Here is a 22,961-nt window from a genome sequence, read left to right on the forward strand (position 1 = left end):
GGAAAGCCGGCTCATGCCCAAGATGACGTTCATCGCCCCCGACGGGACCCGCAACGAAGTCGACGCCGCCGAGGGGCTGTCGGTGCTGGAAGTGGCCCATCGCAACAAGATCGAGCTGGAAGGCGCCTGCGAGGGGTCGCTGGCCTGTTCCACCTGCCACGTCATCGTCGCCAAGGAATGGTACGACAAGCTGTCGCCCGCCACCGAGGACGAGGAGGACATGCTGGACCTGGCCTTCGGCCTTACCGCCACCTCGCGGCTGGGCTGCCAGATCATCATGAGCAAGGATTTGGACGGCCTGACCGTCACCCTGCCGGCCGCCACCCGCAACATGCAGGTGGACAAGAAGTAGGACGGAGGCCATGGCGATGAAGTGGACCGATACCCTCGACATCGCCATCGCCCTGGAAGAAGCGCATCCCGACGCCGATAACGTCAATCTGCGCTTTACCGACCTGCACAAATGGGTCTGCGAGTTGCCGGGCTTCGCCGACGACCCCGCCAAGTCCAACGAAAAGATCCTCGAGGCCATCCAGATGGCCTGGATCGACGAGCGGGATTAGCGTCCGGCCCATCCGTCGCCATCACCGGACTTGACCCGGTGATCCGCGTGGTGCCACCTGAAAGACGTCGCGTTCGCTGAACGGCGTGGATGCCCGGAACACATCCGGGCATGACGCTTGCCATTGGAAACCGGGAATGAACCCCTTCGCCCTGCTGCCCCCCATCGACACCGCCGCCTTTGCGGCCTTCCTGGTACTGTGGGTGGGCTATACCGTCATCGCCGACCGCCTGACGCTGGGTGGCCACTCGCTGCTGGCCGCCACGGCCAGACACCGCCGCACCTGGATGCGGGCGCTGTGCGACCGCGAGGCCCGCGTCGCCGACAGCGCCCTGATGGGCAATCTGATGCGCAGCGTGTCGTTCTTCGCCTCGGCCTCCATCCTGATCCTCGGCGGTCTGGTGGCGCTGATCGGTTCGGGCGAGCGGGCCTACGGGGTGGTGCGCGACCTGCCCCTGGTGGCGCCCATGGCCCAGGGCGCCTTCGAGGCCAAGGTGATGCTGCTGGCCGGCGTGTTCGTCTACGCCTTCTTCCAGATCACCTGGTCGCTGCGCCAGTTCAATTACTGCTGCATCCTGCTGGGCGCCGCGCCCGAGCCCTCGGCCCCGTCCGAGGCCAAGGACCGCTTCGCCGAGCATGCGTCCCGCCTCAACGCCCTGGCCGCCAACAGCTTCAACCGGGGTTTGCGGGCCTATTACTTCGCCCTGGCCATGATGATCTGGTTCTTCCACGCCGGCGCCTTTGTCGCCGCCACGGCGGCCGTGGTGGCGGTGCTTTACCGCCGTGAGTTCCGCTCCAAGACGCTGAAGGCGCTGAACGCGGCGGTGCCGCCGGTTTGATTGGGCTATCGCCCAAACCCATTCGGGGCTATGCCCCGAGCCCCCTTTTATTTCACGAATGGGGTTTGGGGCCCGTGGCCCCAAGCGGGCATGGGCGGCAGCCCATCTATTCCACCAGGGCGATCTTGATGTTGGCGGCCTGCATCAGCTCCTTCTTGGGCTGGCGCAGCGGCTTGACCGCCACCAGATCGACAATCATCTCGCTGACCACGTTGCGAAGTGCGTCGATCTGCTCCAGGACCTGCTGCGGCATCATGCCGTTGAAGCGCCGGCGGGCGACGGAATAGGTGATCAGTTCCGGCTGCCAGTCGCCGCGATAGCCGTAATCGGCCCGCCAGTACCAGGGCTGGGAGAAATAGCCGAAGCTGCGGGCGAAATAGGGCTTCACGTGGGTGGGGTCGGTCCAGGCGTCGTCATGGGCGCCGTGGGGGACCCTGATCTGCATCTTGGCGCCGGGCTTGGCGACGCGCCACAATTCCTGCATCAGGGGCAGGGGCTCGGGGATGTGTTCCAGCAGATGGGACAGCAGGAACTCGTCGATGCTCGAACCCTCGAAGGGCAGCGGCGTGGTGGCGCATTTCGACAGGTCGGCGACCACGTCGACGCCGGGCAGGGCCATGGCATCCAGGTTGATCCAGCCCTCGCGCACGTCGCGGCCGCAGCCGAGGTTGAGCTTCCTGGACGAGGCGGACTTCTTCTTGGGGGCCATGACGCATCCGAAAGAGAGTGGAAAACCGACGGCCCAGTTCTACAGCCAGCACGGCCCCGTTGCAACGCGCCCCGCCCATCTTCTACAACAGGGGCATGAACACTCTGGACATCGACAAGCCCGCTTCGGCCACCCGCGTGGTGGTCGCCATGTCGGGCGGCGTGGATTCGTCGGCGACGGCGGCCTTGCTGAAGGAGCAGGGCTACGACGTGGTGGGCGTCACGCTGCAGCTCTACGACCTGGCCGCCAGCGGCATAGAGCCCGGCGCCTGCCGTCCCAACACCTGCTGCGCCGGCAAGGACATCCATGACGCCCGCGCCGTGGCCGACGCGCTGGGGATTCCCCATTACGTGCTGGATTTCGAGGAGACCTTCCGCAAGGACGTGATCGAGCGCTTCGCCCAGACCTATCTGGCGGCGCGCACGCCGGTGCCCTGTATCGAGTGCAACCGCACGGTCAAGTTCCGCGACCTGCTGGGCGTGGCCAGGGATCTGGGCGCCGACGCCCTGGCCACCGGCCATTACATCCGCCGCCGCTCCGGCCCCCGGGGCCCTGAGATGTGGACCGGGCGCGACCCCAATCGCGACCAGAGCTATTTCCTGTTCGCCACCACCAGGGCCCAACTGGACTTCCTGCGCTTTCCGTTGGGCGACATGGCGGGCAAGGACGAGACGCGGGCCATCGCGGCGCGCCACAACCTGCCGGTGGCGGCCAAGCGCGACAGCCAGGACATCTGCTTCGTGCCCGACGGCGACTACGCCGCCCTGGTCACCCGCCTGCACCCGGACGCGGCCCGGCCGGGCGAGATCGTCGACACCGCGGGTAATGTGCTGGGCCGCCATCCCGGCCTGATCCACTACACCATCGGCCAGCGCAAGGGCCTGGGCCTGGGCGGCGGCCCGCCGCTCTACGTGGTGGCGCTGGAGCCCGAAACCGCCCGCGTGGTGGTGGGAGGCCGCCAGGACCTGAATTGCCTGACGATCCAGGTGGAGGGCGTCAACTGGCTGGGCGACGACGAGAGGGAACTGCGCGTCGCGGTCAAGGTCCGCTCCACCCGCCCGCCCGCCCCGGCCTTGCTGCGCCGCCTGGACGGCGATTGCGCCCTGGTGATTCTCGACGAGCCCGAGCAGGGTGTCGCCCCCGGCCAGGCCTGCGTTTTCTACCAGGGGGAACGGGTCCTGGGCGGCGGCTGGATTTGCCGTGCGCGAGAGTCTTGACAGGGCCCTTCCAGGCTATTATACGAACCGCTCTCGACGCGATGGCGGGGTAGCTCAGCTGGTTAGAGCACGGGAATCATAATCCTGGGGTCGGGGGTTCAAGTCCCTCTCCCGCTACCATCGAAAAGGCCCGTAACTTCAATGAGTTACGGGCTTTTTCGTTGCCCAGATTCCGTTCTGGGGGCCTCCCAGAAAAATCGAGCAAATCCCAGCATTTCCGCCACTTTCTATCGGTTCCGATATTTTCCTGGGTACATGGTGGGTACATGGAAACGGCCCGTTGTTCACGGGTGGTTCCGCGAATTGGCGTGTCCGCACCGTGCGGACAGTGGCAATTCGGAGGTTTGCGCCGCATTCGGCTTTCCCGCTCCGTGGCGTGCGGAGCGGCCCCGCCGACTGGGAAGAACTGATTAGCCGGCTGCCGCACGGGCGATAGCTTCCCGGATCGCCTCCCTGATACGGGCGCCCGCCCACTCCCTGTTTCTTTCAAACGCCGGCGCAAGGAACGGTTGGGCGGGTCTGGCCGGCACGTCTCGCATACCGATGCTCGTCGTCTTGCTATTCGCCCGTTTCCTTATGTAGCCGATGACTTCCAGGGTTTCGGATTTCCGCTCGCCAGGAACATCGGTCTTCACTCGTCGGCTGATGACCATCGGGGCCGCCTGGTAGCCCTTCGTCCCAAATTCAACGAATTTCGCGCGCCATCCGGCCTCGTTCCATTCGGTTCGGGAAAGCCTCTTTGAGAACCCGACCCGCGTTGAGAGGCCGTCGGGGCTTGTCGAAAGGCTTATTGCGCGGGCAAGCTCCCCGCTATCCTTCGGGACCGCGGATACGGCGTCGGTATAAACCGCTTCGGCGGCCTCCTTGATCGCCACTTTCACATGTTCCGTAAGATCGTCAGGAAGGCGACGCAGCAAACGGCGCAGCTTGCCGACGTTGGTGTACCCTTTGGCCATCTTCGCCCCCTATGCAATGGTCTGGGCGCCCGCGTCCCAGGTGTCGCCACCGGCGCGGACGTTGTAGCCTTCGGCCTGGCGAACCTCGTTCGGGGTCAGCACCTTGTTGCGGAGGGCCACGTCATAGCCCTGCCACCGCTGGGCCGGATCACCGCGGAGGAAGCCGGAAAGGTCCATCTCGATCATGTGGCTTTCGCGCCCGGCCGAGCTCAACACCGATCGGGCAAACTCGGCCTCGAATTTCCGTATCCAGGGGGTAAGCGTGAATTGCGCGAACCACCGGCCGGCCGTTTCCGAATTGGTGAAGCTCGAATGGTCCCAGATGCCGACAATGGGGGGCGGAACCTGATAGAGCCGGGCAAGCTCCTCGGTTGAGAACCGCCGGGACGAAAGCAACTCGGCATCCTCGGGGCTCACGCTGATCGGCTGCCACTCGGCGCCGTTCTCGAGGATCATGGCCTTACCGGCCAGGTGCGGCCCGCGGAACAGCCGGTCGAGCGATTCGCGGATGTTGTCCATCTGCTCTTGCACCAGCCGCCCAGGGAAGCGGAAAGCGCCGCTCGGGCTCAATCCATTCCGGTACAAGCTGCCGGAAAAGTCTTGAACGGCAAGGGCACCGCCGACGGTTTCGGCGGCTCGAGAGATGCGCGAGCGGCCCAGCTTGCCGTCGTCGCTGCGGTCCTTGAGGTGCAGCACCTCGGACGACAGCAGCCGGCGGACGCGGCCAGTGGCACCATACATCCCAGCCACTTCGACCACGTCATAGGCCAGGCGGCCGGTGGGCAGCAGCACGACGGACACCCAATCCCAGGGGATCGGCCGAAGCTCGACCACGGCGCCGGATGCGTCGACGATCACCTCGGACAGCGCGTTTCCGCGCAGCAAGGCCGAGGCCATCGTCCATTCGACCCAATCGGCCCAGGACTGGCAGGGATTTACCCCGTTGGCGATAAGACGGGCCAGGGGGTGACCCGTGTCCTCTTGGCGCCCGCCGTCGATCTTGAGATAGACGTATGCTGGCAGGCTGGCGATAGCGGTGCTGATCGCCGAAACGCAGGCGAGAACCGTTGATAGGTTCTCGGCCGCCCGACCGTCAACACGTTGCCCGGACGCGCTGACGTGGCCAGAGAAATGGGAATAGGCATCGCCGGAATACCGGGACCGGGTTTCTTGCGATCCGCGGAGGCGGGAGATAAGGCGCCCGATCATCGGCATGTCTCCAAAAAGCGGATTGCATGGGCCAGTCTGGGAGTGGCGAAACGGGCTTGCACGCTGGTGCCGCTGTACGCCGGCCAGGCCGACACAACGCTGATTTCGTGCAATAGCACGCTGCGCAGTTCGCGCCGGTTCCCTTGCCACCGCTCCCCGTCCTGGGGGACCGTGAAGCCAAAGGACATCCCGCCCAGGTCGCCCCGCTCGGCCAGGGCCAGCACATCGCGGCCGGCCTGGGTGTCGGGGAGGTCCAGAGAGAACGACAGGCCCCGCGGGTCTTCCGACAAGCGGAGCGTGCCGGAACGAGTGCGGGCCAACACCTTGCTCGGGTCGTGATCGACCAGCGCCAGCACGTCGCGGGTGGGGGAGAGCGAGCCATGAAAGGCCCCCGGCTGGATCACCTCCGTAAAGTCGGCGATCCTGGCCTCGGTCCCAAACGTGGCTGCGTAACCTTCCAGGCGGCGGCCGGCGGCGCGTATCTCCATGACGAGCGCGCGCCGCTCAATGTTGGCCCCACTCATCAAGTCACCAGATCGGTAATCGCGGCGAACGATTCCGGGTGCCGAACGGCCAGGTCCATGGTCAGCATACCGCGGACCTGAACATTGCCCTTGGCATAGGCCGTCGCCTCGTAGGGATTGACGAGCAGATCGAAGGCCGACCAGTAGCCGATCAGCAGATCGGAGAAGTTGCCGAAAATCATGCTCGACAGATTGGTGCCGGTTCCCTTGGTGCCGTCGCTGGGCACCAGATTGGTGATGGCCGCATTGTAGCCGGCCAGGCTGCCCGGCTCGGTCCAGATGAAGCCGCCGGCCGCGTCACCGGACACCTTCAAAGCCTTGCGGCCAGACTTCCGAACCTTGGTGTTGGTCAGGAAGGCGGTGCCCTCGACGTTGTCGGTTTCCAATTCGGCGATCAGGTCGATAACCTTGTCCCAGGTGATCGCGCCGCCGTTGGTGCCCATGGCCACGCTGCCGATGCCGCTGGTGCCCAGGATGCCGGTGGGCTCATTGCTGCCGCCGCCCTTGATCGCCACGCGGTCAATGGCCTCGGCCAGCACCGCGGCGAAGTCGGCGCGAATAAGCTGCTCGATGTCGGGGGACGACTGCATCAGCATGTTGCGGCTGAACTCGGTCAAGCAACCGGCATGCTTCGGCGACATCGTCACCTTGGTGTGCTCGAGGTCGCTGGCCGACAGGGCGCCATTCTCGGCAATCCAAGCCGAGGTGGTGGACTGCTTGAGCTTGGGGATTTCGACATTGCCGACCAGGCCATTGAGCACGCGAGCGCCAAGGCCGCGCATCACCAGCTTGGCGCGCAACAGGTCGATATACTGGCCGCCCAGATGGTCGGTGGCGATCAGATTGGAACCGGGGCCGCCAACCGGGGCGGTGGTGGTGGTGACGCGCTGTTCGAACACGTTCAGCGGCACCATCATGCCCTTGGCGGTCACGCCGCTGCGGCGCTGCATTTCGGCAGACATCTCACGTTCGCGGCCGCAATCGACCTTGCCGGCCAGGTCGGGAACCTGGGAGGCGATGGCGCGGATCAGCGAGAAGTTGCGGAGCTCGTTGTCGAGGTGGCTGTCGCCGGTGCCGGTGATGGTCTGGCCAAGCATACGGCGCTCGGCTTCGTCCAGCATTTCGGCGCGTTCGATTTCCTTCTCGATACGGGCCAGGTTGCCGCGCATCTCGTCGAACTGGTGGGCCTGTTCGTCAGACAGTTCACCGCCCTGGCCGGCCGGGGTATCGGCGATCTGGCGCATGGCGGTGATGGTCTTGGCGCGGGTTTCCATGAGGTCTTTGAGCTTCATTTGAATTGAACTCCATCGATGGGACGTGCCGCCTCTCGGCGGGAAAATCCGTGGCTAGCGCATTGATCCTTCCGCGCGCCACAAGTCAAAGTCAAGTGACGGCAGGGTCGGATTACGGACTATTACGAGACGTTCAGTACCATTCCCGTGAAGGCATATGTCGGCGGTGGCGGCTCTCGAGTGAACAAGCCAATTGCCATTGCCAGCGATACAAGGCCATCGACGCGACCGAGCGATTTCCGCTTGGTGATCTTCCGGTTTCCGGCCGGATCGATCTCGACTTTCGCATTCGCGACATTCCACCGAAGGATGGCATTATTGCCGTGGCGCAATTTGCACTTGAGAACCCACTCCTCGAGGGCGTCGATCGCCGGGGCCATGGATATGAACCCCTGGCCGAAATCGACGAGGGGCAAGTCGATGCCCTCGTCGTCGAGCAGCTTCATCAGGTCTTTGATTCGGGCTCGGTCATACGCAATGCCGGCGATGTCAAATTCGGCCGCGGCTTCGGCCATCGCCATGGCTATGGATCGCTTATCCACCGCACGGCCCGGCGGAGCGTCAAGGACGCCATTGTCGCGCCATACGTCGTAGGGTGCCCTATCCCGCATGACACGGTCGGCCAGGCCGTCTCCGGGGAGCCAATAGCGGGCAATGACGGCGCCGGTGTCGGGGAAGAACAGGACAAACGCCGACATGTCGCCGGCCGACGACATATCCAGCCCGCCCCAGCACCGTTTGCCGTAAAGCTCCGACCGATCGACCTGGCCGGCGCAAGCGTCCCACAGATCGCGGGGAAAGATCGGCTCGGCTGTCGCATCGACTTCTTGGTTGAGGAAGTAGCAGCGGAACCCCGGCACCTGGGCCGGGAGGCGCAATGCCATCTTGGCGGCCTTGCGGAGGTCAGCAAGCGACCGGAAGTCCCCCAAGGCGGGGTTGGCCAGTGCCCACAGGCTTTCGTCGGTCAGCAGGCGCCGCACGTCGTCTATGGCCTCGGGAACCTCGTAGATGAAGGCGGCGAAGTGGGGATCGACGATGGTGCCGGCGTTCACCTCGCGGCCATACTGGACAAGCTCGGACATGACGCTGTTGGTGTCGGCGCTCTTGGTCGAGATGACCACCATCAAGGGTTCGTCGTGGGCGCCCTGGCCGGTGTCGAGCGCCTGGTACAGTTCGCGGCCACCGGCCTGCCACTGCGCGAGCTCGTCGGCGATGACGAAATTGCCAGACAGGCCATGGGCGCGGTGGGCGTCGGACGACAGCGCCTCGTAAATGCTGCCGGTTTCCATGTCCTCGATGCTCTTGTTGTGCCGGATGACGTTGCACCTGGCGATCAATTCGGGGTCGGCCTCGATGAAGGCGACAAGCTCACGAAAGATCAGGCCGGCCTGGTGGCGGTCAGATGCGGCGCTGAACACCTGGCCACGCTGCACCGATTCGGGGCCGACCAGATGGGCGAGGGCCAGGGCCGCGGCCAGTGCAGACTTGCCCTGTTTCCGGGCCATGGTCAGCAGCGCCGTGCGCACGGGGCGGTGCCCGTCGGCATCGGTGGCATAAATCTTGGCGATGATCTCCCGTTGCCACGGGCGAAGCAGGAAATTGCGGCCGGCGTGCATCCCCGAACTGATCTTGAGCCCTTCGATGAAGGCGATCATGCGATCGGCACGGCTCAAGCCCGGCTTCTTCCATGCCGGCCGCTTTTTCCGGGTGGCGGGGGCGGTTGTCTTCGGCTTCGGCCGGGCGCCAGGTCCACGCAAGCCCATGTCAAGCCTCCCCCATGAGTGAAACTAACTGAATGCTCGACCCCCCGCCCGGTCCCTTGGCCCGACTGTTAGAGATTTTTCCGTGCATCTTCATGGCCGCTTCCACCAGTGGTTGGGGTCGATTGGGTTGCCGTCGGCATCGCATCCATGCACGACGAACTGGCCACCGCGGCGCCGTCGGCCGTGCTGGTCTTCCTTCACCTGGTTGTCGTGCTCACGGCAGAGCGAGCGCAGATCGGCAAGCGAGAGCGAGTGCGGCACCAGATGATCGACCACGACAGCGCCCCTGTTGCATCCAGGCACCGTGCATCGGTGGTTGTCGATCGCCAACCGCTGCGCCCGCAGTTCCCGCCATGCCTTCGTCTTGTAGAAGGGATCATTCGGCATTCGCGGGGCGCTCCGACTTGATGTACGGGAACACCTTGAGCATCAGTTCGGCAGCGATGACGGGCGTGAGTTTCGAATCGGCCCTGTGCTCGTTATACATGAGACGGACCCATTCGGCAGTATGGGCGCAGCCGGCAGCAAGGCGCCGCTCTACGGCTGGCCAGAACCAGCTCCGTAATTTGATAAACCTATCGTGCGCCGCTACAGCCCTGCCGGTAAAATACGCGGCGCCTTCAAACTCCCACACATCTGGGGTCTTGTCGCCGAGATGCTTTCTGGCATCCGCAAGTATGGCCTCCACATGCGCTTCATGTGCCTGCCGCTCATTTTCACATTTCGTCGAGATAGGAAGCGCGCGCCTCGCCGCCCAGCCAATTACCCGGCGATGCTCGGCCTCGGCCTCGGCTCGCTTCCGCAATTCGGCTATGGTCGGAAGTCGGACTTCGCTATCGATAACGTCGTCGTAAATCTTCCTGAGAATGTCGGCAGAATATCGAGCCAACACCCTGCCAGCCTCGGCCACGAATACGCCACGAACCACCTTGGGCGTGGGCAAAACATCGACGAGCTTGCCTACTCGGTTTTCAGCGTATGCACGCCGGCCCTCATATTCGGCCTCGCAATCGGTGATTTCTTCCCACCGACGAACCCAATCTATTATGGGCTGTAGGTCTTCGGGATAGACATCCTCGGCATTGACCTTCCAATCGTGCTTGGTCAGCTTGCGTTGTATAAGGTCTATGAGCTCCGGGAAATCGTTGAACTCATTCTTTGGCGGCTCCAACATGGTCGGCATCTTCGTCGTAACCGTGGTGGCCTTCTCAGGCTTCGGCTTGGTGTTGGCAGTCATGGCGTGGACTCCATCGTGGTCAGTCGTCATAGCCGGGCACTCCGTCAAACATGTCGGCGGGCCTGGCGGGCTTGGCTGTCTTGTTTTGGCTTTTAGGGGAACGCCGGACGGGGGGAGGGTCTTTAGACCCGACCCCTACGGCCGAAGGCGTTCCCACTAAGTTGGGTTCCTCTCCGCTGGAGCTACGAGGAACCCTCTTAGTGGTTCTTGTATCACCCGGGGGTGACGCAATTTCGATTTGCGTATCACCCGGGGGTAACGCTTGTGTATCACCCGGGGGTGACGCAATTTCGATTTGCGTATCACCCGGGGGTAACGCTCCGATTCGATACCAGGCCGCCGAACAGCCCTTGCTCTCTTTTGTCCGGACGAAATAGCCGCGGTCTACCAGCCGATTAATGGACTCGGCGACAATACGGGGCGCCAGATCGGCTTTGGCCGCCAGGAAGCGGACGGCGCCCTCGATGTTTCCGGGCTTGCCCCTGTTCTCCCACCAATTGTCCAGCATGGCGAATGCGACAGCGAGGTCGGATCGACGCAAGCTCGGATCACGCGACAGCCAGGCGAAGAACAGCCAGCGATACAGCAGATCGCCGACAGGCTTGCCGCACTCCTCGGGCCGCTTTGGTGGCTTGAAATCGGGCGTCATGGCCATAGTTCCCTTCGGGTCAGCGCCGTGCCGCCTTCTCTTGGTCCTCGATCCATTGCCGCAAGGTGGACTTGCGGGCGCAGAGGATCGAGCCGAGCCGGAACATCGGAAACTTGGTGTTCTCGGCCAGGTGGTAGACCTTGCGGCGATGGCGGACATCGCCGAACAAATAGGCCGCGATCTGATCGGCACCGCGGAGGATGTCGTCGGCCAATTCCGGGCAAAGTTCGACTGTTCGCACCTCGCGGTGCGCTGCTTGATCCATCATGTTCGTAGCTCCTAGCGGGGGGTGGGGATGCCCAAGGCTCTCCGTTTCATTCGCCGTGCAGCGAGGGAAAGATTGACCACAAGGCGGGACTCGAAATGGTCCCTGTGGTGCTCGGCGCGCTGCACGATGTCGTCATCGTCGCAGACGAAAACCTCTTTCCGGTCCTCGGATATAGCGCCGAGATACCGAAATTCGTATTTGAGTGCCTTGGTATCGAAGGCGATGCCTTTCAACGCGCTGGCGAGAATTGTCGTTCCGGGCGGAACTGACCGCCGGAAGAAGGCCCAACGACCGTCGATGATCTCGAGGTGAACGTCCCACGGCAACCCTTCATCGCCGCGACTATCGGGGGCGAGCAGACCCAGCGGGTCGTATTCGCCGGTTTCCCGGCTCGGCTCCAATGCGTTCCCTGTGTCGGGCTGGTCATCGGTGACGAAACAGTGGCGCGCAATGTGCGGCGGAACCAAGTCAACGGATATGAATCCGTCATCGGGCGCCAAGTCGGCCAGTTGGACAGCCAGCGCCGGGTACGGGTCGAAATCCAACGTTCGATTGATCGCGTCAAGAAGCGTCCCGAATGTTCCGACGATCTTCGCAGCAAGCTCCAAGGTCATGCCGGCGTCGTGCAGGGCTTGAACCGAGGCCATTGCCGCGCGCACTCGCTGCGGAACGCGGCGGGTGGCTCGGCTTCCCCGACCACCGCCGATTATCTCCTGCTTCAACACCGGGACGTTGAGAACGATTTGGGCGTTCCGAAGCGTCATGCCGGCGTATTCGGCGAGCTCTGCGTCGGTAAGCCTTCCGATCCACCAGTTTAAGACCCTTGCACGGTCCAGCATATCAAACCTCACTCTCAGGATGCCTAATAACAGCACAAAGAGATTTGGCTTGCAAGCGTTCAAATCGCGGCGTACAGTTATTTGAGTGTTCCGGAGGTTTCCGGGACGAAAATGGCCGGTACGGGGCGGCAACCCCATACCGGCCGGGAACCTCAAACAAGGATGCGATACCATGAAGAAGTTCGAGTCGAATGATACCACCGTCAGCGCCGACTTTGCCACTGAGTTGGGCTACACCGTCACCGACATTGAATGCGCCTTTGAAGCCGTGCATGCGATGACCGAAACCATCCTCGCCAATGTCCGCGCCCACCAGAAGCAATCCGGCCGCGGCGCGAGCTTCGGCCCCACCGAGGGCCTGGCTTGGGTGCTGGGCGAGCTCTACATGAAGGTTCAAGACCTTCGGGGACTGGCCGACCGGGCCCACGCCAACCGGAGGGCGTGACCATGGCCAAAGTCACCAAGCGGACATGGACGACCGGGGCAGGGGAGGCGAGAACCGCTTGGCGGTTGAGCTACTATGACCGGGACGGCCAGCGCCACATGAAGCAGTTCGCCAGGAAGGCCGACGCCGAGGCCGAGCGGGTCTTGGTCGAAGGCCAGCTTGCCACCGGGCTGCATGTCCCCGACAAGGCTTCGATCACGGTGCTGGACGCCGCCAAGGCTTTCCTGGCCGACTTTGCCGATCTGGTGCAGTCGGGCAAGCGCGAGCGGTCTTCGCTCGAGGCGTACCGGCGCCAGGTCAAATGGCACCTCGAGCCATACGCCGTGGCCGCGCTCAAGCTGTCTCGATTGACCGGCCCCGATTGTGTCACCTATGGCCGTGCGCTCGAGGCCAGCGTTTCCGACGCCATGGCGACGCGGGTCTTCGCCATGTTCCGGCTGATCCTCAAACATGCCCAGGGCGCCGGCTGGATCGCCAGCAATCCGGGCACCGCGGTGTCGATCCGTACCAGCGGCGAGCGGGAAGACGAGGGCGTCGAGATACCGCCCAAAGCGGCGCTCAAAGCCCTATGGGAAGCGGCGGCCAAATTCGACAGCACCGGGCGTGCAACCGCCATGGTGGCGCTGTTGATGTTCGGCGGTCTTCGCGCCTCGGAACTGCGCGGGCTGCCGCGGCGCGATCTGCTTCTCTCCGAAAGCAAGGTTCGGGTGTCGCAGCGGGCCGACAACTGGCAGAAGATCGGCACGGTGAAGTCGAAGAAATCCCGACGCAGCGTCACGTTGCCGCCGGCGGCCGTGGTCGCGCTAAAGCGGTGGGTGCTGGCCGTCCCCAAGAACGAGCTCGGCCTGATCTTCCCCACCGGCGCAGGGACGGTCGAGAGCTACGCCAACATTTACCATCGGACCTGGGTTCCGCTCATGGTGGCCGCCGGCCTGGCCGATGTCGAGAAGCGGGAAGGGGAGGACGACTATCACCGGCCGCACTTCGCCCTTCATGCCCTGCGGCACGTCGCCGTCAGTCTATGGATTGAACAGGGGGCCAGCCCGAAACAGGTATCGACCTGGGCCGGGCATGCCAGCATTCAATTCACCATGGATCGGTATGGGCATCTGTGGGACGACCCTGTCGGAGCCCAGGCCATCGCCAGGGGAGCCGAGCGCAGCATAATCGGCTGATGGGTACTCAAAGGGTACATTCCGACCATAAGCCATTGAAAACAAACGACCCCAAACGGCATCATAATCCTGGGGTCGGGGGTTCAAGTCCCTCTCCCGCTACCATCGAGACAGTCAGAGAAACGCCCGGCAGGTCACCGACTTGCCGGGCGTTCTGTTTTTGCCGGGGCCGCGCAAGGCCCGGTTCGCTACACCACACGTGAGGCAGTCCGCATGTTCGTCGGAATGGATTTCGGCACCACCAACAGCGCCGTCGCCCTGGCCGGGGCCGATGGGGGCGTGGAGGTCCTGAACCTCGCCACGGCGGCGGGGCCGGCCCCGACCTTGCGCTCGGTGCTGGCCTTCGAGAACGCCCGGCGCGACGACCAGCGCCGCATCCTGCCCCTGGTCGGGCACGACGCCATCGAGGCTTATCTCCATGGCGACGGCGAATGCCGTTTCCTGCAATCCTTCAAGTCCTACCTGACCAGCCGGTCGTTCACCAGCACCGCGGTCTATGGAACCACCTATTCCCTGGAAGATCTGGTGGCGCTGATCGTCGCCCAGTTGCGGCGGACCGCCGAGGCCAGGGGCGGGCAGGTCGAGCGGGTGGTGGCCGGCCGTCCGGTGCGCTTCGTCGCCGAGGGTGGCGAGGAGGAGGATTCCTACGCCACCGGCCGGCTGGTCGAGGCCTTCGCCCGGGCCGGCATTGGCGAGGTGGCGTTCGAATACGAGCCCATCGCCGCCGCCTATTACTACGAAAGCACGCTCCGCCGGGACCAGACCGTGCTGGTGGCCGATTTCGGCGGCGGTACCAGCGATTTCTGCCTGATCCGCCTGGGGCCGGGGCGCGCCGGACTGGCGCGGCCCGAAGACGCCATCATCGGCACCGCGGGCGTCGGCATCGCCGGCGACGCCTTCGACCGCCGCATCGTCGAGCACGGCATCTCCGAGCATTTCGGCAAGCGCACCACCTATGTCAGCAACGGCAAGATCCTGCCCATGCCGGCCTGGATTTACGCCAAGCTGGAGCGCTGGCACCACGTGGCCTTCCTCAACACGCCCTCGACGCTGCGCCTGCTGCGCGACCTCAAGCGCCATGTGGAGCATCCCGACCAGTTGGAGCAGTTGCTGGACCTGATCGAGCACAATCTCGGCTATCACCTCTACCGCTCGGTGGAGCAGGCCAAGCGCGACCTGTCCCTGGCCGACGAGACCGTGCTGCGGTTCGATCATGATCCGGTGCTGGTCGAGCGCCGCGTCACCCGCGCCGAATTCGAAGGCTGGATCGCCAAGGAACTGGCCGCCATCGAGGCTTGCGTCGACGGCCTGCTCGCCGCCACCGGCACCGGGCTGGCCCAGGTGGACCGGGTGTTCCTCACCGGCGGTTCGTCCCTGGTGCCGGCGGTGCGCGCCATCTTCGCCAGCCGCTTCGGCGAGGATCGCCTGAGCGCCGGCGGCGAGTTCATCTCGGTCGCCACCGGGCTGGCCCAGCGCGCCCGCGAGGTCTTCGCCTAGAAGGCTACGGGACGGCGGCCAGCGCCTGTTCCCGTGACGGGTGGACGGCGAAGATCCGCAACAGGCCGCTGACCTCGAAGACTTCGTGGATGGCGTCGGCCATGCCGCACAGATGGATCTTGTAGCCGTCCGTGTTGGCCCGCTTGGCGGCGACGATCAGCGAGCGCAGGCCCGAGCTGGTGATGAAGCGCAAGTCGGCGAAATCCACCACCAGCGCCTTGGGCGTGTCGTCCAGTTCGGCCATCAGGCGGTCCTGGAACTCGTCGGCGTGGGCGCTGGAGAGCCGGCCGGAAACCGCCACGATGGCGATGCCCTCCTGTCGGGCGACGGCAATCTTCATGTGGGCGAAATCCTGGGCAAATGGTTCGGGTCGTGTGAAAAGCGCAGCGCGACGCAGGTCAGGTCGTCGCTGTGGGGGCGCCCCGCCTCGAAGGCGCGGACGGCGGCCAGAATACCCTCGCACAGGGCCGCCGGAGAAGAGGCGGCGTGGGCCGCAAGCACTTCGGCCAGCCGCTGCTTGCCGAATTCGTCCTCGGCGGGGTCGATGGCCTCGACCACCCCGTCGGTATAGAGGATCAGGCCGTCCCCGTGGGCCAGGGGCAGCACGGCGTCGTGATAGGGGCTGCCGGGCATGACGCCGACCAGCATGTCGTTGGTGCCCTTGATCCACTCCACCATTCCGCCGGCCCGCAGCAAGGCGGGCGGATTGTGTCCGCCATTGGCGTAGGTGAAGGTGGCAGCGGCGCAATCGACGATGCCGTAGAACAGCGAGACGAACATTCCGCCGGGATTGTCTGCGCTTAAGTGCTCGTTCAGGCGCCCCAGGCAGTCGGCGGGCGACAGGCCGAAGGGGGCGATGGCGCGCAGCTGGGTGCGCACCATGGCCATGTAGACGGCGGCCGGCACGCCCTTGCCCGACACGTCGCCGACGGCGATGCCGGTCCGGCCGTCCTCCAGGGCGAAGAAATCATAGAAATCCCCGCCGATCTCGCGCGCCGGGTCCATCAGGCCGTGGCCGGCCAGGGACGGGCTGGTTGGAAAGTCCTTGGGCAGGATCGAGCGCTGTACCTCGCGGGCGATGGTCAGCTCCTTCTCCACCGCCTGGAGGTAGGACAGCTCGATCTCGCGCAGGCGCTTCTTTTCCAGGCAGGCGCCGATGCGGGCGCGCAGCAGCACCCGGTTGAACGGCTTGGCCAGGTAATCCTCGGCCCCGGCCTCGATACAGCGCGCGATGCGGTCCAGCGCGTCCAGCGCCGAGATCATGATCACCGGCAGCGAGCGCAGCCGGGGATCGGCCTTCATGGCCTTCAGCACCTCGTCGCCGTTCATGCCGGGCATGATCATGTCCAGCAGCACCACGTCGAAGGGCTGCTCGAAGACCGCCTCGATGGCGGCGAGGCCGTCGCCCACCGCCACCACCTCGTGTCCTTCCCGCGACAGGTATTGGACGAGGACGTCGCGGTTGGCCTGGCTGTCGTCGGCCACCAGCACGCGGCCGGCGGGATAGGAGACCGGGCCGACCTGCCCATCGTCCCCATCCTCGGCGGCCATGGCCTGGGACTGGGCGGGCAGGGCGCGCTCGATGGACACCATGACGTCGGCGACGCGCTCGAGCAGCGGGCCGAGGGCCGAGACCACGTCGTCCAGCCCCTCGTCCGTGGCGATTTCCAGGGTCAGCTCGCCATATCCCTTGAGCGCCACCAGGGGCGTGCGCAGGTCATGGCGCAGGCGGGCGTGGGCCGCCTCGATCCCGCCTTCGTCGGCTTCCGGGCGGCAGGTCCGCACCATCTCGGCCAGCAGGCGGGCCGCGCTGTCGATCTGGTGGATCTCGTCGGCCAGCGCCGCCGCCGACGGCGCGGCCGCCAGCGCCTCGACGGCGGCCGCGATGGCGCGGGCCGTGGGGCCGACCTCGGCCCGGACCCGCTCGGCGACGGCATTCATCCGGGAGGCAAGGGGCATGGCGTCAGGCCCGCCGCAACAGGGACTCGATCTTTTCGAGCAATTGAGGAAGGTCGATGGGCTTGGTCTCGTAGGCGTCGCACCCCGCCGCCAGCGCCTGTTCGCGGTCGCTGGCCATGGCGTGGGCGGTCAGCGCGATGACCGGGATGCCGCTCAGCGCGGAATCGGCCTTGATCCGCCGCGTGGCGTCCCAGCCGTTCAGGACCGGCAGGCTCATATCCATCAGAATCAGGTCGGGAGACTGGCTTGACGCCATGGCGACGCCTTGTTCGCCATCCACCGCCATGACCACGTCGTAGCCTTTGCGCTGGAGGCGCCGGGACAGCATGTCCCGGTTCATCTCGTTGTCTTCGACCAGAAGAATCTTGGCCATGTTCATCCCTGCCCCAGCCAAGCCGATGGTGCCATCCCTCAACCCAGGGGATAGATTTCATCGGAAAGCTATTTGATCCAAACCTTCGGCGCAACTATAATCAATCGCTCGTTTTCTCTGAATCCTGATCTTCATACAGGCAATATAGGGCTAACGAATTAGAGCCTTTGGGGGGTGCTATGGGGTTGAATTTATTCTGGTTACAATGTGGTGGATGTGGTGGTGATACCATGTCTTTCCTCAACGCCGAGAGCCCCGACATCCTGCAACTCTTTTCAAGTTTGGGGATCACACTTCTTCATCACCCGTCGCTGTCCAACAGCTCGCCTGCCGAGCAGGCCGCTCAACTTGAGGTTCTTGGGGCGGGCGAGTTGCCGCTGGACATCCTGGTGGTGGAGGGCGCGGTGCTGCGCGGCCCGGCTGGCACCGGCATGTACGACACCAGGGGGCGGCGTCCGAAGAAGGATATCGTGGCGGCGCTGGCCCGCCAGGCCCGCTTCGTGGTGGCGGTGGGAACCTGCGCCTCGTTCGGCGGCTTCGGGGCCCAAGGCGAGATCGAGGCCACCGGCCTGCAATTCCTGCGCGCCGAGCCCGGCGGTTTCCTGGGGGCGGATTTCCGCTCCAAGTCTGGCTTGCCGGTGATCAATCTATCGGGCTGTCCCTGCCATCCCCACGTGCTGGCGGGCACCCTGACCGCGCTGGTCACGGGGGCCGAACTGGCGCTGGACCCGCTGAACCGGCCGCTGTCGTGGTACAGCATGATGGTTCACCAGGGCTGCACCAGAAACGAGTACCACGAGTACCGCGTCGAGGAGGAAACCTTCGGCGAGAAGGGCTGCCTGTTCTTCCACATGGGCTGTCACGGGCCGCTGGTCACCGGGCCGTGCAACAAGCTCCTGTGGAACCAGCGCTCGTCCAAGACGCGGGCCGGGGTGCCCTGCTTCGGCTGCACCAGCCCGGATTTTCCGCAGAACCATCCCTTCTTCCACACCCGCAACATCGAGGGGATTCCGCTGGACCTGCCCAATGGCGTCAATCGCGCCCATTACATGGTCTACAAGGTCATGGCCGCGGCGGCTGCGCCCGAGCGCCTGCGCCAGCGCCGCACGGAAATCTGAGGAGGGGGCCATGGCTGTGCGCAAGATGCTCGACATTCCCGTCAACCGGGTCGAGGGCGACCTGGAGCTCCGTCTCGAGGTGGCCGACGGCGTGGTGGTCGATGCCCGGAGCACCGGCACCATGTTCCGGGGCTTCGAGCGGTTGCTGGTGGGGCGCGGCGCGCTCGACGGGCTGGTGGTGACGCCGCGCATCTGCGGCATCTGCAGCACCACCCACCTGATGGCGGCGGCCAAGGCCCTGGACGACGTCTCGGGGGCTTTGGTGCCCGACAACGGGGTGCGGCTGCGCAATCTGGCCCTGATGGTCGAGCATGTGCAAAGCGACGTGCGTCACGGAATCCTGATGTTCCTGGCCGATTTCGCCAATCCCGCCTATGCCGGCCACGCCCTGTACGACGAGGCGGTGCGCCGCTATGCGCCGCTGGCCGGGGAAACGGTGGTCGAGGCGGTGCGCGAGACCAAGCGCATCATCGAGATGATCGCCATGATCGGCGGGCAATGGCCGCATTCGTCCTTCATGGTGCCGGGCGGGCTGGCCTATGGCCCGCAGGTGACCGAGATGCTGCAATGCCGCCACGTGCTGGACGCCTACCGGGCCTGGTACGAGCGGCGCATCCTGGGCTGTTCCGTCGAACGCTGGCAGGCGGTGGACAGTCTGGCGGCGCTGGACGCCTGGCTGGACGAATCCCCGGCGCACCGCGACAGCGATGTGGGCTTCCTGCTGCGCTTCGGCCGCGCCATCGGCATCGACCGTCTGGGGGCGGGGCATGGGACCTTCCTGTCGGCCGGGTCGCTGGACCTGCCGGCCGAGACGGCGGCCCGGGGCCGCGACGGAATGCTGATCCCGTCCGGCTTCGCCCGGGGAATCGCGGTGGAGCCCTTCGATCAATCGGTCATTTCCGAGCATGTGGCGGCGTCGTGGTATGCCGGCGATGGCGGCGGCCTGCACCCGTCCGAGGGTGAGACCGAGCCCTATGCCTCGGGCGAGGAGGGGCGGCGCTATTCCTGGGTGAAGGCGGCGCGCTACCGGGGCGGCCCGGCGGAAACCGGCCCCCTGGCCGAGCGGGTGGTGGCGGGCGATCCCCTGTTCGCCGACCTGATGACCCGCCAGGGCCCCAACGCCCTGGCGCGTGAATTGGCGCGCCTCACCCGTCCGGCCACCTTGCTGCCGACCATGGGTGTCTGGCTGGACGAGGTGATCGCCACGGGCGTGTGCGACGTCTACGCCAATCCCGGCCCCATCGCCGATGGCGAGGGCAGCGGCATGATCCAGGCGGCGCGCGGCGCGCTGGGCCACTGGGTCGCCATCCGCAATGGGCGGATCGAGCGCTACCAGATCATCACGCCCACCGGCTGGAACGGCTCGCCCCGCGATTCGGGCGGCGTGCGCGGCCCGTGGGAGGAGGCGCTGATCGGCACGCCGGTGGCCGATGCCGACAATCCGGTGGAGGTGGGGCATGTGATCCGCTCGTTCGACCCCTGCCTGGTCTGCTCGGTCCATACGGTACGCAAGGGCCGGACCATCGGCCGCGCCCGGCTGGGGGCCTGAGATGGCCCGCCCCGCCCGCATCATCTGCGTGGGCAATCGGCTGGTTCCCGGCGACGATCTGGGGCCGCGCGTCCACGACCTGCTGGCCGGGTCGGCGCTGCCCGTTGGCGTCGAGTTGGTGGATGGCGGATTGCGCGGGCTGGACCTCCTGCGCGCCGTCGAGGGGGCGGCTCGGGCGGTTTTCGTCGATTGCGTCGAGGGCTTCGCCCCGCCGGGCGAGGTGGTGACCCTGGCGCGGGGCGAGGTGGCGGATCTGGCGGACGGCGCCTGGGGCCACGATGCCGGGCTGCCCTATCTGTTCGCCATGCTGCCGCTGGCCTGCGACGGCGAAATGCCCGAGGTGACGCTGATCGGCGCCGGGCATCCGGCCGAGGTGGAGGCGGTGGCCGCCCGGGCTCTCAAGGAGGCGCTGCGGCCATGAACACCGACGATCTGGCGGCCGAGAACGCCCTGCTGCGCAACGAGATCCGCGTCGCCCGCGAGGCCGCCGAGATCACCGCCCGGCTGGTGGTCAAGCAGTTCGAGGAGACCGAGCGGCTGCTCTACCGCTTTCAGAGCGCCAACGCCCAGCGTCAGGCGGTGCTGGATGCGGCCTTGCAGATGTCGATCATCGCCACCGACCGCCAGGGGCGCGTGCTGCTGTTCAACCGCGGCGCCGAGACGCTGCTGGGCTATACCAGCGAGGAGGTGGTGGGGCGATGCACCCTGCTGGACTTCCTGCTGCCCGAGGAGGTGGCCGCCCATGCCGTGGAACTGGCCGCCGAGATCGGGCGGCCCGTCGCCGCCGACAACCTGTTCTCCACCTATGTCCGCCACGGCCTGATCGCGGCGCGGGAATGGACCTACCGGCGCAAGGACGGCACCCGCTTTCCCGTCAGCCTGTCGGTGACGTCGCTGAAGGACGGCGACGGCAGCGTCGCGGGCTATCTGGCGGCGGCCATGGATATCACCGAACGCAAATGGGCGGAAGAAGAGGCCCACCGGGCCAAGCTGGCCGCCGAGGCGGCCAACCAGGCCAAGAGCAGCTTCCTCGCCAATATGAGCCACGAGCTGCGCACGCCCTTGAACGCCATCATCGGCTACAGCGAGATGCTGCAAGAGGAGATGGAGGATCTGGGACAGGACGACCTGATTCCCGATCTGGGCAAGATCCATTCCGCCGGCCGCCATCTGCTGGCGCTGATCAACGACGTCCTCGACATCTCCAAGATCGAGGCGGGCAAGATGGACCTGTTCGTCGAGGCCTTCGACATCGCCCAGATGATGGGCGACGTGGTCTCGACCATCCAGCCGCTGGTGGCGAAGAACGCCAACCGGCTGGAGGTGGATTGTGCCCCCGGCATCGGCACCATGGAGGCCGACCTCACCAAGGTGCGCCAGACCCTGTTCAACCTGTTGAGCAACGCCAGCAAGTTCACCAATGACGGCACCATCACCCTGACGGGACGTCGCCAGGATTCCTGGGTGGAGTTCGTGGTGCGCGACACCGGCATCGGCATGACGCCCGAGCAGTTGGACCGGCTGTTCCAGGCCTTCCAGCAGGCCGACGCCTCCACCACGCGCAAGTTCGGCGGCACCGGGCTGGGGCTGGCCATCAGCCGCACCTTCTGCCGCATGATGGGCGGCGACATCACGGTGGAAAGCCAGCCGGGAAAGGGCACCAGCTTCACCGTCCGCCTGCCCTCCATGGTCGCTGATCCCAAGACGGCCCGCCCGGCGGCGGAGGCTGGCGCCGCCCAATTGCCCCTGGTGCTGGTGATCGACGACGATGCGGTGGCCCGCGACCTGCTGGGGCGTTTCCTCGAGGAGAACGGCTTTCGCGCCCGCTTCGCCGCCGACGGCCCGCTGGGCCTCGAGATGGCGCGGTCGCTCAAGCCTGCCGCCATCACCCTGGACGTGATGATGCCGGGCATGGACGGCTGGTCGGTGCTGACGGCGCTGAAGACCGATCCCGAACTGGCGGCCATTCCGGTGATCATGGTCTCGGTGGTGGAGAATCAGGCGCTGGGCTATGCGCTGGGCGCCCATCACTTCATGTCCAAGCCCATCGACCGCGACCAGCTGGCCGCCGTGCTGTCGCGCTTCAAGGATCGCGGCCCCATCGAGCGCATCCTGGTGGTGGAGGACGACCACACCAACCGGGAAATGCTGCGCCGCATGCTGGCCAAGGAGGGCTGGTCGGTGGTCGAGGCGGCCAACGGGCGGATCGCGCTCGACCGTGTCGCCGAAGCGCCCCCCGACCTGATCCTGCTGGACCTGATGATGCCCGAGATGGACGGCTTCGAATTCGTCGCCGAACTGCGCGGGCACGCCGAATGGCATGCCATTCCCGTGGTGGTGCTGACCGCCAAGGACATCAACCAGGAAGACCGCGACCGCCTTGCCGGCTGCGTCCAGAAGGTCCTGCAGAAGGGCTCCGCCGACAAGGACAGCCTGCTGGCCGAACTGAAGCGCCTGATTCCCGCCGTCTGAACGGACTAGAGTCTGTCTGAGTTTTGCGGAATCGATTTTCCGTTTCGTCACCCTCGGGCTTGACCCACTGCTGTCCGGTTTAAATTCGGGCGCGAGACCTGAATGGCCTGAGCAGGGCGGCTTTCGGCCCCTTCATGAACACGGATGGACGCGGATGCCGCTTCGCGGCCACGGATGAGCACGGAAATTGAATATCCCTCATCGTTGTCCCGGACTTGGATATTGGACCCCAGGAGCGGCTCCCCCTGGCCCCCGGGTCAAACCCGGGATGATCGCCAAGGCAAAGGTGTATCCGTGCCTATCCGCGAG

General features: G+C 65.5%; 25 protein-coding genes and 1 tRNA gene. 12 read left to right on the top strand and 14 right to left on the bottom strand.

The window, feature by feature from the left end:
- Positions 1–13 precede the first annotated feature (13 nt).
- The 3 genes from XM1_RS10375 to XM1_RS10385 all read left to right on the top strand — a co-directional run bounded on the left by XM1_RS10375 (position 14) and on the right by XM1_RS10385 (position 1,401).
- Entirely contained in the window at positions 14–352 is a 339-nt protein-coding gene (locus XM1_RS10375) for a ferredoxin family 2Fe-2S iron-sulfur cluster binding protein (RefSeq protein ID WP_068433268.1), read from the top strand.
- Between the two features lie 10 nt (positions 353–362).
- Positions 363–563 (top strand): Fe-S cluster assembly protein IscX, encoded by a 201-nt coding sequence (iscX, locus tag XM1_RS10380; RefSeq protein ID WP_172821905.1) that lies wholly within the window; start codon positions 363–365, stop codon positions 561–563.
- 136 nt (positions 564–699) lie between these two features.
- The gene (locus tag XM1_RS10385) at positions 700–1,401 is read left to right on the top strand and encodes a DUF599 domain-containing protein (RefSeq protein ID WP_068433272.1); all 702 of its coding nucleotides are present in this window, start codon (positions 700–702) and stop codon (positions 1,399–1,401) included.
- 106 nt (positions 1,402–1,507) lie between these two features.
- Here XM1_RS10385 and XM1_RS10390 read toward each other — a convergent pair whose 3' ends face one another.
- Positions 1,508–2,110 (bottom strand): methyltransferase domain-containing protein, encoded by a 603-nt coding sequence (locus tag XM1_RS10390; protein ID WP_068433274.1) that lies wholly within the window; start codon positions 2,108–2,110, stop codon positions 1,508–1,510.
- A 95-nt stretch (positions 2,111–2,205) separates the two neighbouring features.
- Here XM1_RS10390 and mnmA point away from each other — a divergent pair, with 95 nt between their 5' ends.
- On the top strand, positions 2,206–3,327 hold the full coding sequence (mnmA, locus tag XM1_RS10395; protein ID WP_068433276.1) for a tRNA 2-thiouridine(34) synthase MnmA: 1,122 nt from the start codon (positions 2,206–2,208) through the stop codon (positions 3,325–3,327).
- 43 nt (positions 3,328–3,370) lie between these two features.
- Positions 3,371–3,447: transfer RNA gene (locus XM1_RS10400), tRNA-Met, on the top strand.
- A gap of 290 nt (positions 3,448–3,737) precedes the next feature.
- On the opposite strand, the gene XM1_RS10405 is transcribed toward XM1_RS10400, so the two are convergent.
- From XM1_RS10405 to XM1_RS10440, 10 genes are all read right to left on the bottom strand, one after another.
- Positions 3,738–4,283 carry an HK97-gp10 family putative phage morphogenesis protein gene (locus XM1_RS10405; protein ID WP_068433277.1) on the bottom strand — a complete coding sequence of 182 codons (546 nt, stop codon included), beginning with the start codon at positions 4,281–4,283 and terminating at the stop codon, positions 3,738–3,740.
- A 9-nt stretch (positions 4,284–4,292) separates the two neighbouring features.
- Positions 4,293–5,492, bottom strand: coding sequence for a phage portal protein (locus XM1_RS10410; protein WP_156428691.1), 1,200 nt, complete (start codon positions 5,490–5,492; stop codon positions 4,293–4,295).
- Complete coding sequence (locus XM1_RS10415; protein WP_068433281.1) at positions 5,489–6,016, bottom strand: HK97 family phage prohead protease; 528 nt, start codon at positions 6,014–6,016, stop codon at positions 5,489–5,491. Before XM1_RS10415 ends, XM1_RS10410 begins: the two co-directional genes overlap by 4 nt.
- Entirely contained in the window at positions 6,016–7,308 is a 1,293-nt protein-coding gene (locus XM1_RS10420; protein WP_068433283.1) for a phage major capsid protein, read from the bottom strand. Before XM1_RS10420 ends, XM1_RS10415 begins: the two co-directional genes overlap by 1 nt.
- 122 nt (positions 7,309–7,430) lie before the next feature.
- A complete protein-coding gene (locus tag XM1_RS10425) occupies positions 7,431–8,981 on the bottom strand; it encodes a terminase large subunit (protein ID WP_197603112.1) in 1,551 nt (516 codons plus the stop codon).
- A gap of 180 nt (positions 8,982–9,161) precedes the next feature.
- A complete protein-coding gene (locus tag XM1_RS23185; RefSeq protein ID WP_082700441.1) occupies positions 9,162–9,458 on the bottom strand; it encodes a hypothetical protein in 297 nt (98 codons plus the stop codon).
- Positions 9,448–10,308 carry a hypothetical protein gene (locus XM1_RS10430; RefSeq protein WP_156428692.1) on the bottom strand — a complete coding sequence of 287 codons (861 nt, stop codon included), beginning with the start codon at positions 10,306–10,308 and terminating at the stop codon, positions 9,448–9,450. The genes XM1_RS23185 and XM1_RS10430 overlap by 11 nt, the downstream gene beginning before the upstream one ends.
- Before the next feature lie 19 nt (positions 10,309–10,327).
- Positions 10,328–10,957 (bottom strand): hypothetical protein, encoded by a 630-nt coding sequence (locus XM1_RS23935; protein WP_156428693.1) that lies wholly within the window; start codon positions 10,955–10,957, stop codon positions 10,328–10,330.
- Positions 10,958–10,976: 19 nt separating this feature from the next.
- Positions 10,977–11,225 carry a hypothetical protein gene (locus tag XM1_RS10435; protein ID WP_068433289.1) on the bottom strand — a complete coding sequence of 83 codons (249 nt, stop codon included), beginning with the start codon at positions 11,223–11,225 and terminating at the stop codon, positions 10,977–10,979.
- 11 nt (positions 11,226–11,236) lie between these two features.
- The gene (locus tag XM1_RS10440; protein ID WP_068433291.1) at positions 11,237–12,064 is read right to left on the bottom strand and encodes a hypothetical protein; all 828 of its coding nucleotides are present in this window, start codon (positions 12,062–12,064) and stop codon (positions 11,237–11,239) included.
- Positions 12,065–12,236: 172 nt separating this feature from the next.
- Here XM1_RS10440 and XM1_RS10445 point away from each other — a divergent pair, with 172 nt between their 5' ends.
- From XM1_RS10445 to XM1_RS10455, 3 genes are all read left to right on the top strand, one after another.
- Positions 12,237–12,509 carry a hypothetical protein gene (locus XM1_RS10445; protein WP_068433292.1) on the top strand — a complete coding sequence of 91 codons (273 nt, stop codon included), beginning with the start codon at positions 12,237–12,239 and terminating at the stop codon, positions 12,507–12,509.
- A 2-nt stretch (positions 12,510–12,511) separates the two neighbouring features.
- Positions 12,512–13,684 (top strand): site-specific integrase, encoded by a 1,173-nt coding sequence (locus tag XM1_RS10450; protein WP_082700442.1) that lies wholly within the window; start codon positions 12,512–12,514, stop codon positions 13,682–13,684.
- A 213-nt stretch (positions 13,685–13,897) separates the two neighbouring features.
- On the top strand, positions 13,898–15,181 hold the full coding sequence (locus XM1_RS10455; protein ID WP_068433296.1) for an Hsp70 family protein: 1,284 nt from the start codon (positions 13,898–13,900) through the stop codon (positions 15,179–15,181).
- Between the two features lie 4 nt (positions 15,182–15,185).
- On the opposite strand, the gene XM1_RS10460 is transcribed toward XM1_RS10455, so the two are convergent.
- Genes XM1_RS10460 through XM1_RS10470 form a run of 3 tightly spaced genes read right to left on the bottom strand, consistent with a single transcriptional unit; the run spans position 15,186 to position 17,513 of the window.
- Positions 15,186–15,521: an STAS domain-containing protein gene (locus XM1_RS10460; protein WP_068433298.1), complete on the bottom strand. Its 336-nt coding sequence runs from the start codon at positions 15,519–15,521 to the stop codon at positions 15,186–15,188.
- A complete protein-coding gene (locus XM1_RS10465; protein WP_068433300.1) occupies positions 15,518–17,140 on the bottom strand; it encodes a PP2C family protein-serine/threonine phosphatase in 1,623 nt (540 codons plus the stop codon). Before XM1_RS10465 ends, XM1_RS10460 begins: the two co-directional genes overlap by 4 nt.
- Before the next feature lie 4 nt (positions 17,141–17,144).
- Positions 17,145–17,513: a response regulator gene (locus tag XM1_RS10470; protein WP_068437701.1), complete on the bottom strand. Its 369-nt coding sequence runs from the start codon at positions 17,511–17,513 to the stop codon at positions 17,145–17,147.
- Positions 17,514–17,692: 179 nt separating this feature from the next.
- Here XM1_RS10470 and XM1_RS10475 point away from each other — a divergent pair, with 179 nt between their 5' ends.
- From XM1_RS10475 to XM1_RS10490, 4 genes are read left to right on the top strand one after another with little or no spacing between them, the layout of a single operon-like run.
- Complete coding sequence (locus XM1_RS10475) at positions 17,693–18,631, top strand: hydrogenase small subunit (RefSeq protein WP_068433302.1); 939 nt, start codon at positions 17,693–17,695, stop codon at positions 18,629–18,631.
- Positions 18,632–18,641: 10 nt separating this feature from the next.
- On the top strand, positions 18,642–20,180 hold the full coding sequence (locus tag XM1_RS10480) for a nickel-dependent hydrogenase large subunit (protein ID WP_068433304.1): 1,539 nt from the start codon (positions 18,642–18,644) through the stop codon (positions 20,178–20,180).
- 1 nt (position 20,181) lies between these two features.
- On the top strand, positions 20,182–20,601 hold the full coding sequence (locus XM1_RS10485; protein ID WP_068433306.1) for a hydrogenase maturation protease: 420 nt from the start codon (positions 20,182–20,184) through the stop codon (positions 20,599–20,601).
- A complete protein-coding gene (locus tag XM1_RS10490; protein WP_068433307.1) occupies positions 20,598–22,652 on the top strand; it encodes a response regulator in 2,055 nt (684 codons plus the stop codon). Before XM1_RS10485 ends, XM1_RS10490 begins: the two co-directional genes overlap by 4 nt.
- The last annotated feature ends 309 nt before the right edge of the window (positions 22,653–22,961 follow it).

This window comes from Magnetospirillum sp. XM-1 (assembly GCF_001511835.1).
Classification (GTDB): domain Bacteria; phylum Pseudomonadota; class Alphaproteobacteria; order Rhodospirillales; family Magnetospirillaceae; genus Phaeospirillum.

What these genes read in the sequence shown, in the direction of transcription:
- XM1_RS10375 (WP_068433268.1), top strand. Translation starts at nt 14, where the DNA reads ATGCCCAAGATGACGTTCATCGCCCCCGACGGGACCCGCAACGAAGTC.
- iscX (WP_172821905.1), top strand. Translation starts at nt 363, where the DNA reads ATGGCGATGAAGTGGACCGATACCCTCGACATCGCCATCGCCCTGGAA.
- XM1_RS10385 (WP_068433272.1), top strand. Translation starts at nt 700, where the DNA reads ATGAACCCCTTCGCCCTGCTGCCCCCCATCGACACCGCCGCCTTTGCG.
- XM1_RS10390 (WP_068433274.1), bottom strand. Translation starts at nt 2,110, where the DNA reads ATGGCCCCCAAGAAGAAGTCCGCCTCGTCCAGGAAGCTCAACCTCGGC.
- mnmA (WP_068433276.1), top strand. Translation starts at nt 2,206, where the DNA reads ATGAACACTCTGGACATCGACAAGCCCGCTTCGGCCACCCGCGTGGTG.
- XM1_RS10405 (WP_068433277.1), bottom strand. Translation starts at nt 4,283, where the DNA reads ATGGCCAAAGGGTACACCAACGTCGGCAAGCTGCGCCGTTTGCTGCGT.
- XM1_RS10410 (WP_156428691.1), bottom strand. Translation starts at nt 5,492, where the DNA reads ATGATCGGGCGCCTTATCTCCCGCCTCCGCGGATCGCAAGAAACCCGG.
- XM1_RS10415 (WP_068433281.1), bottom strand. Translation starts at nt 6,016, where the DNA reads ATGAGTGGGGCCAACATTGAGCGGCGCGCGCTCGTCATGGAGATACGC.
- XM1_RS10420 (WP_068433283.1), bottom strand. Translation starts at nt 7,308, where the DNA reads ATGAAGCTCAAAGACCTCATGGAAACCCGCGCCAAGACCATCACCGCC.
- XM1_RS23185 (WP_082700441.1), bottom strand. Translation starts at nt 9,458, where the DNA reads ATGCCGAATGATCCCTTCTACAAGACGAAGGCATGGCGGGAACTGCGG.
- XM1_RS10430 (WP_156428692.1), bottom strand. Translation starts at nt 10,308, where the DNA reads ATGACTGCCAACACCAAGCCGAAGCCTGAGAAGGCCACCACGGTTACG.
- XM1_RS23935 (WP_156428693.1), bottom strand. Translation starts at nt 10,957, where the DNA reads ATGACGCCCGATTTCAAGCCACCAAAGCGGCCCGAGGAGTGCGGCAAG.
- XM1_RS10435 (WP_068433289.1), bottom strand. Translation starts at nt 11,225, where the DNA reads ATGATGGATCAAGCAGCGCACCGCGAGGTGCGAACAGTCGAACTTTGC.
- XM1_RS10440 (WP_068433291.1), bottom strand. Translation starts at nt 12,064, where the DNA reads ATGCTGGACCGTGCAAGGGTCTTAAACTGGTGGATCGGAAGGCTTACC.
- XM1_RS10445 (WP_068433292.1), top strand. Translation starts at nt 12,237, where the DNA reads ATGAAGAAGTTCGAGTCGAATGATACCACCGTCAGCGCCGACTTTGCC.
- XM1_RS10450 (WP_082700442.1), top strand. Translation starts at nt 12,512, where the DNA reads ATGGCCAAAGTCACCAAGCGGACATGGACGACCGGGGCAGGGGAGGCG.
- XM1_RS10455 (WP_068433296.1), top strand. Translation starts at nt 13,898, where the DNA reads ATGTTCGTCGGAATGGATTTCGGCACCACCAACAGCGCCGTCGCCCTG.
- XM1_RS10460 (WP_068433298.1), bottom strand. Translation starts at nt 15,521, where the DNA reads ATGAAGATTGCCGTCGCCCGACAGGAGGGCATCGCCATCGTGGCGGTT.
- XM1_RS10465 (WP_068433300.1), bottom strand. Translation starts at nt 17,140, where the DNA reads ATGCCCCTTGCCTCCCGGATGAATGCCGTCGCCGAGCGGGTCCGGGCC.
- XM1_RS10470 (WP_068437701.1), bottom strand. Translation starts at nt 17,513, where the DNA reads ATGGCCAAGATTCTTCTGGTCGAAGACAACGAGATGAACCGGGACATG.
- XM1_RS10475 (WP_068433302.1), top strand. Translation starts at nt 17,693, where the DNA reads ATGGGGTTGAATTTATTCTGGTTACAATGTGGTGGATGTGGTGGTGAT.
- XM1_RS10480 (WP_068433304.1), top strand. Translation starts at nt 18,642, where the DNA reads ATGGCTGTGCGCAAGATGCTCGACATTCCCGTCAACCGGGTCGAGGGC.
- XM1_RS10485 (WP_068433306.1), top strand. Translation starts at nt 20,182, where the DNA reads ATGGCCCGCCCCGCCCGCATCATCTGCGTGGGCAATCGGCTGGTTCCC.
- XM1_RS10490 (WP_068433307.1), top strand. Translation starts at nt 20,598, where the DNA reads ATGAACACCGACGATCTGGCGGCCGAGAACGCCCTGCTGCGCAACGAG.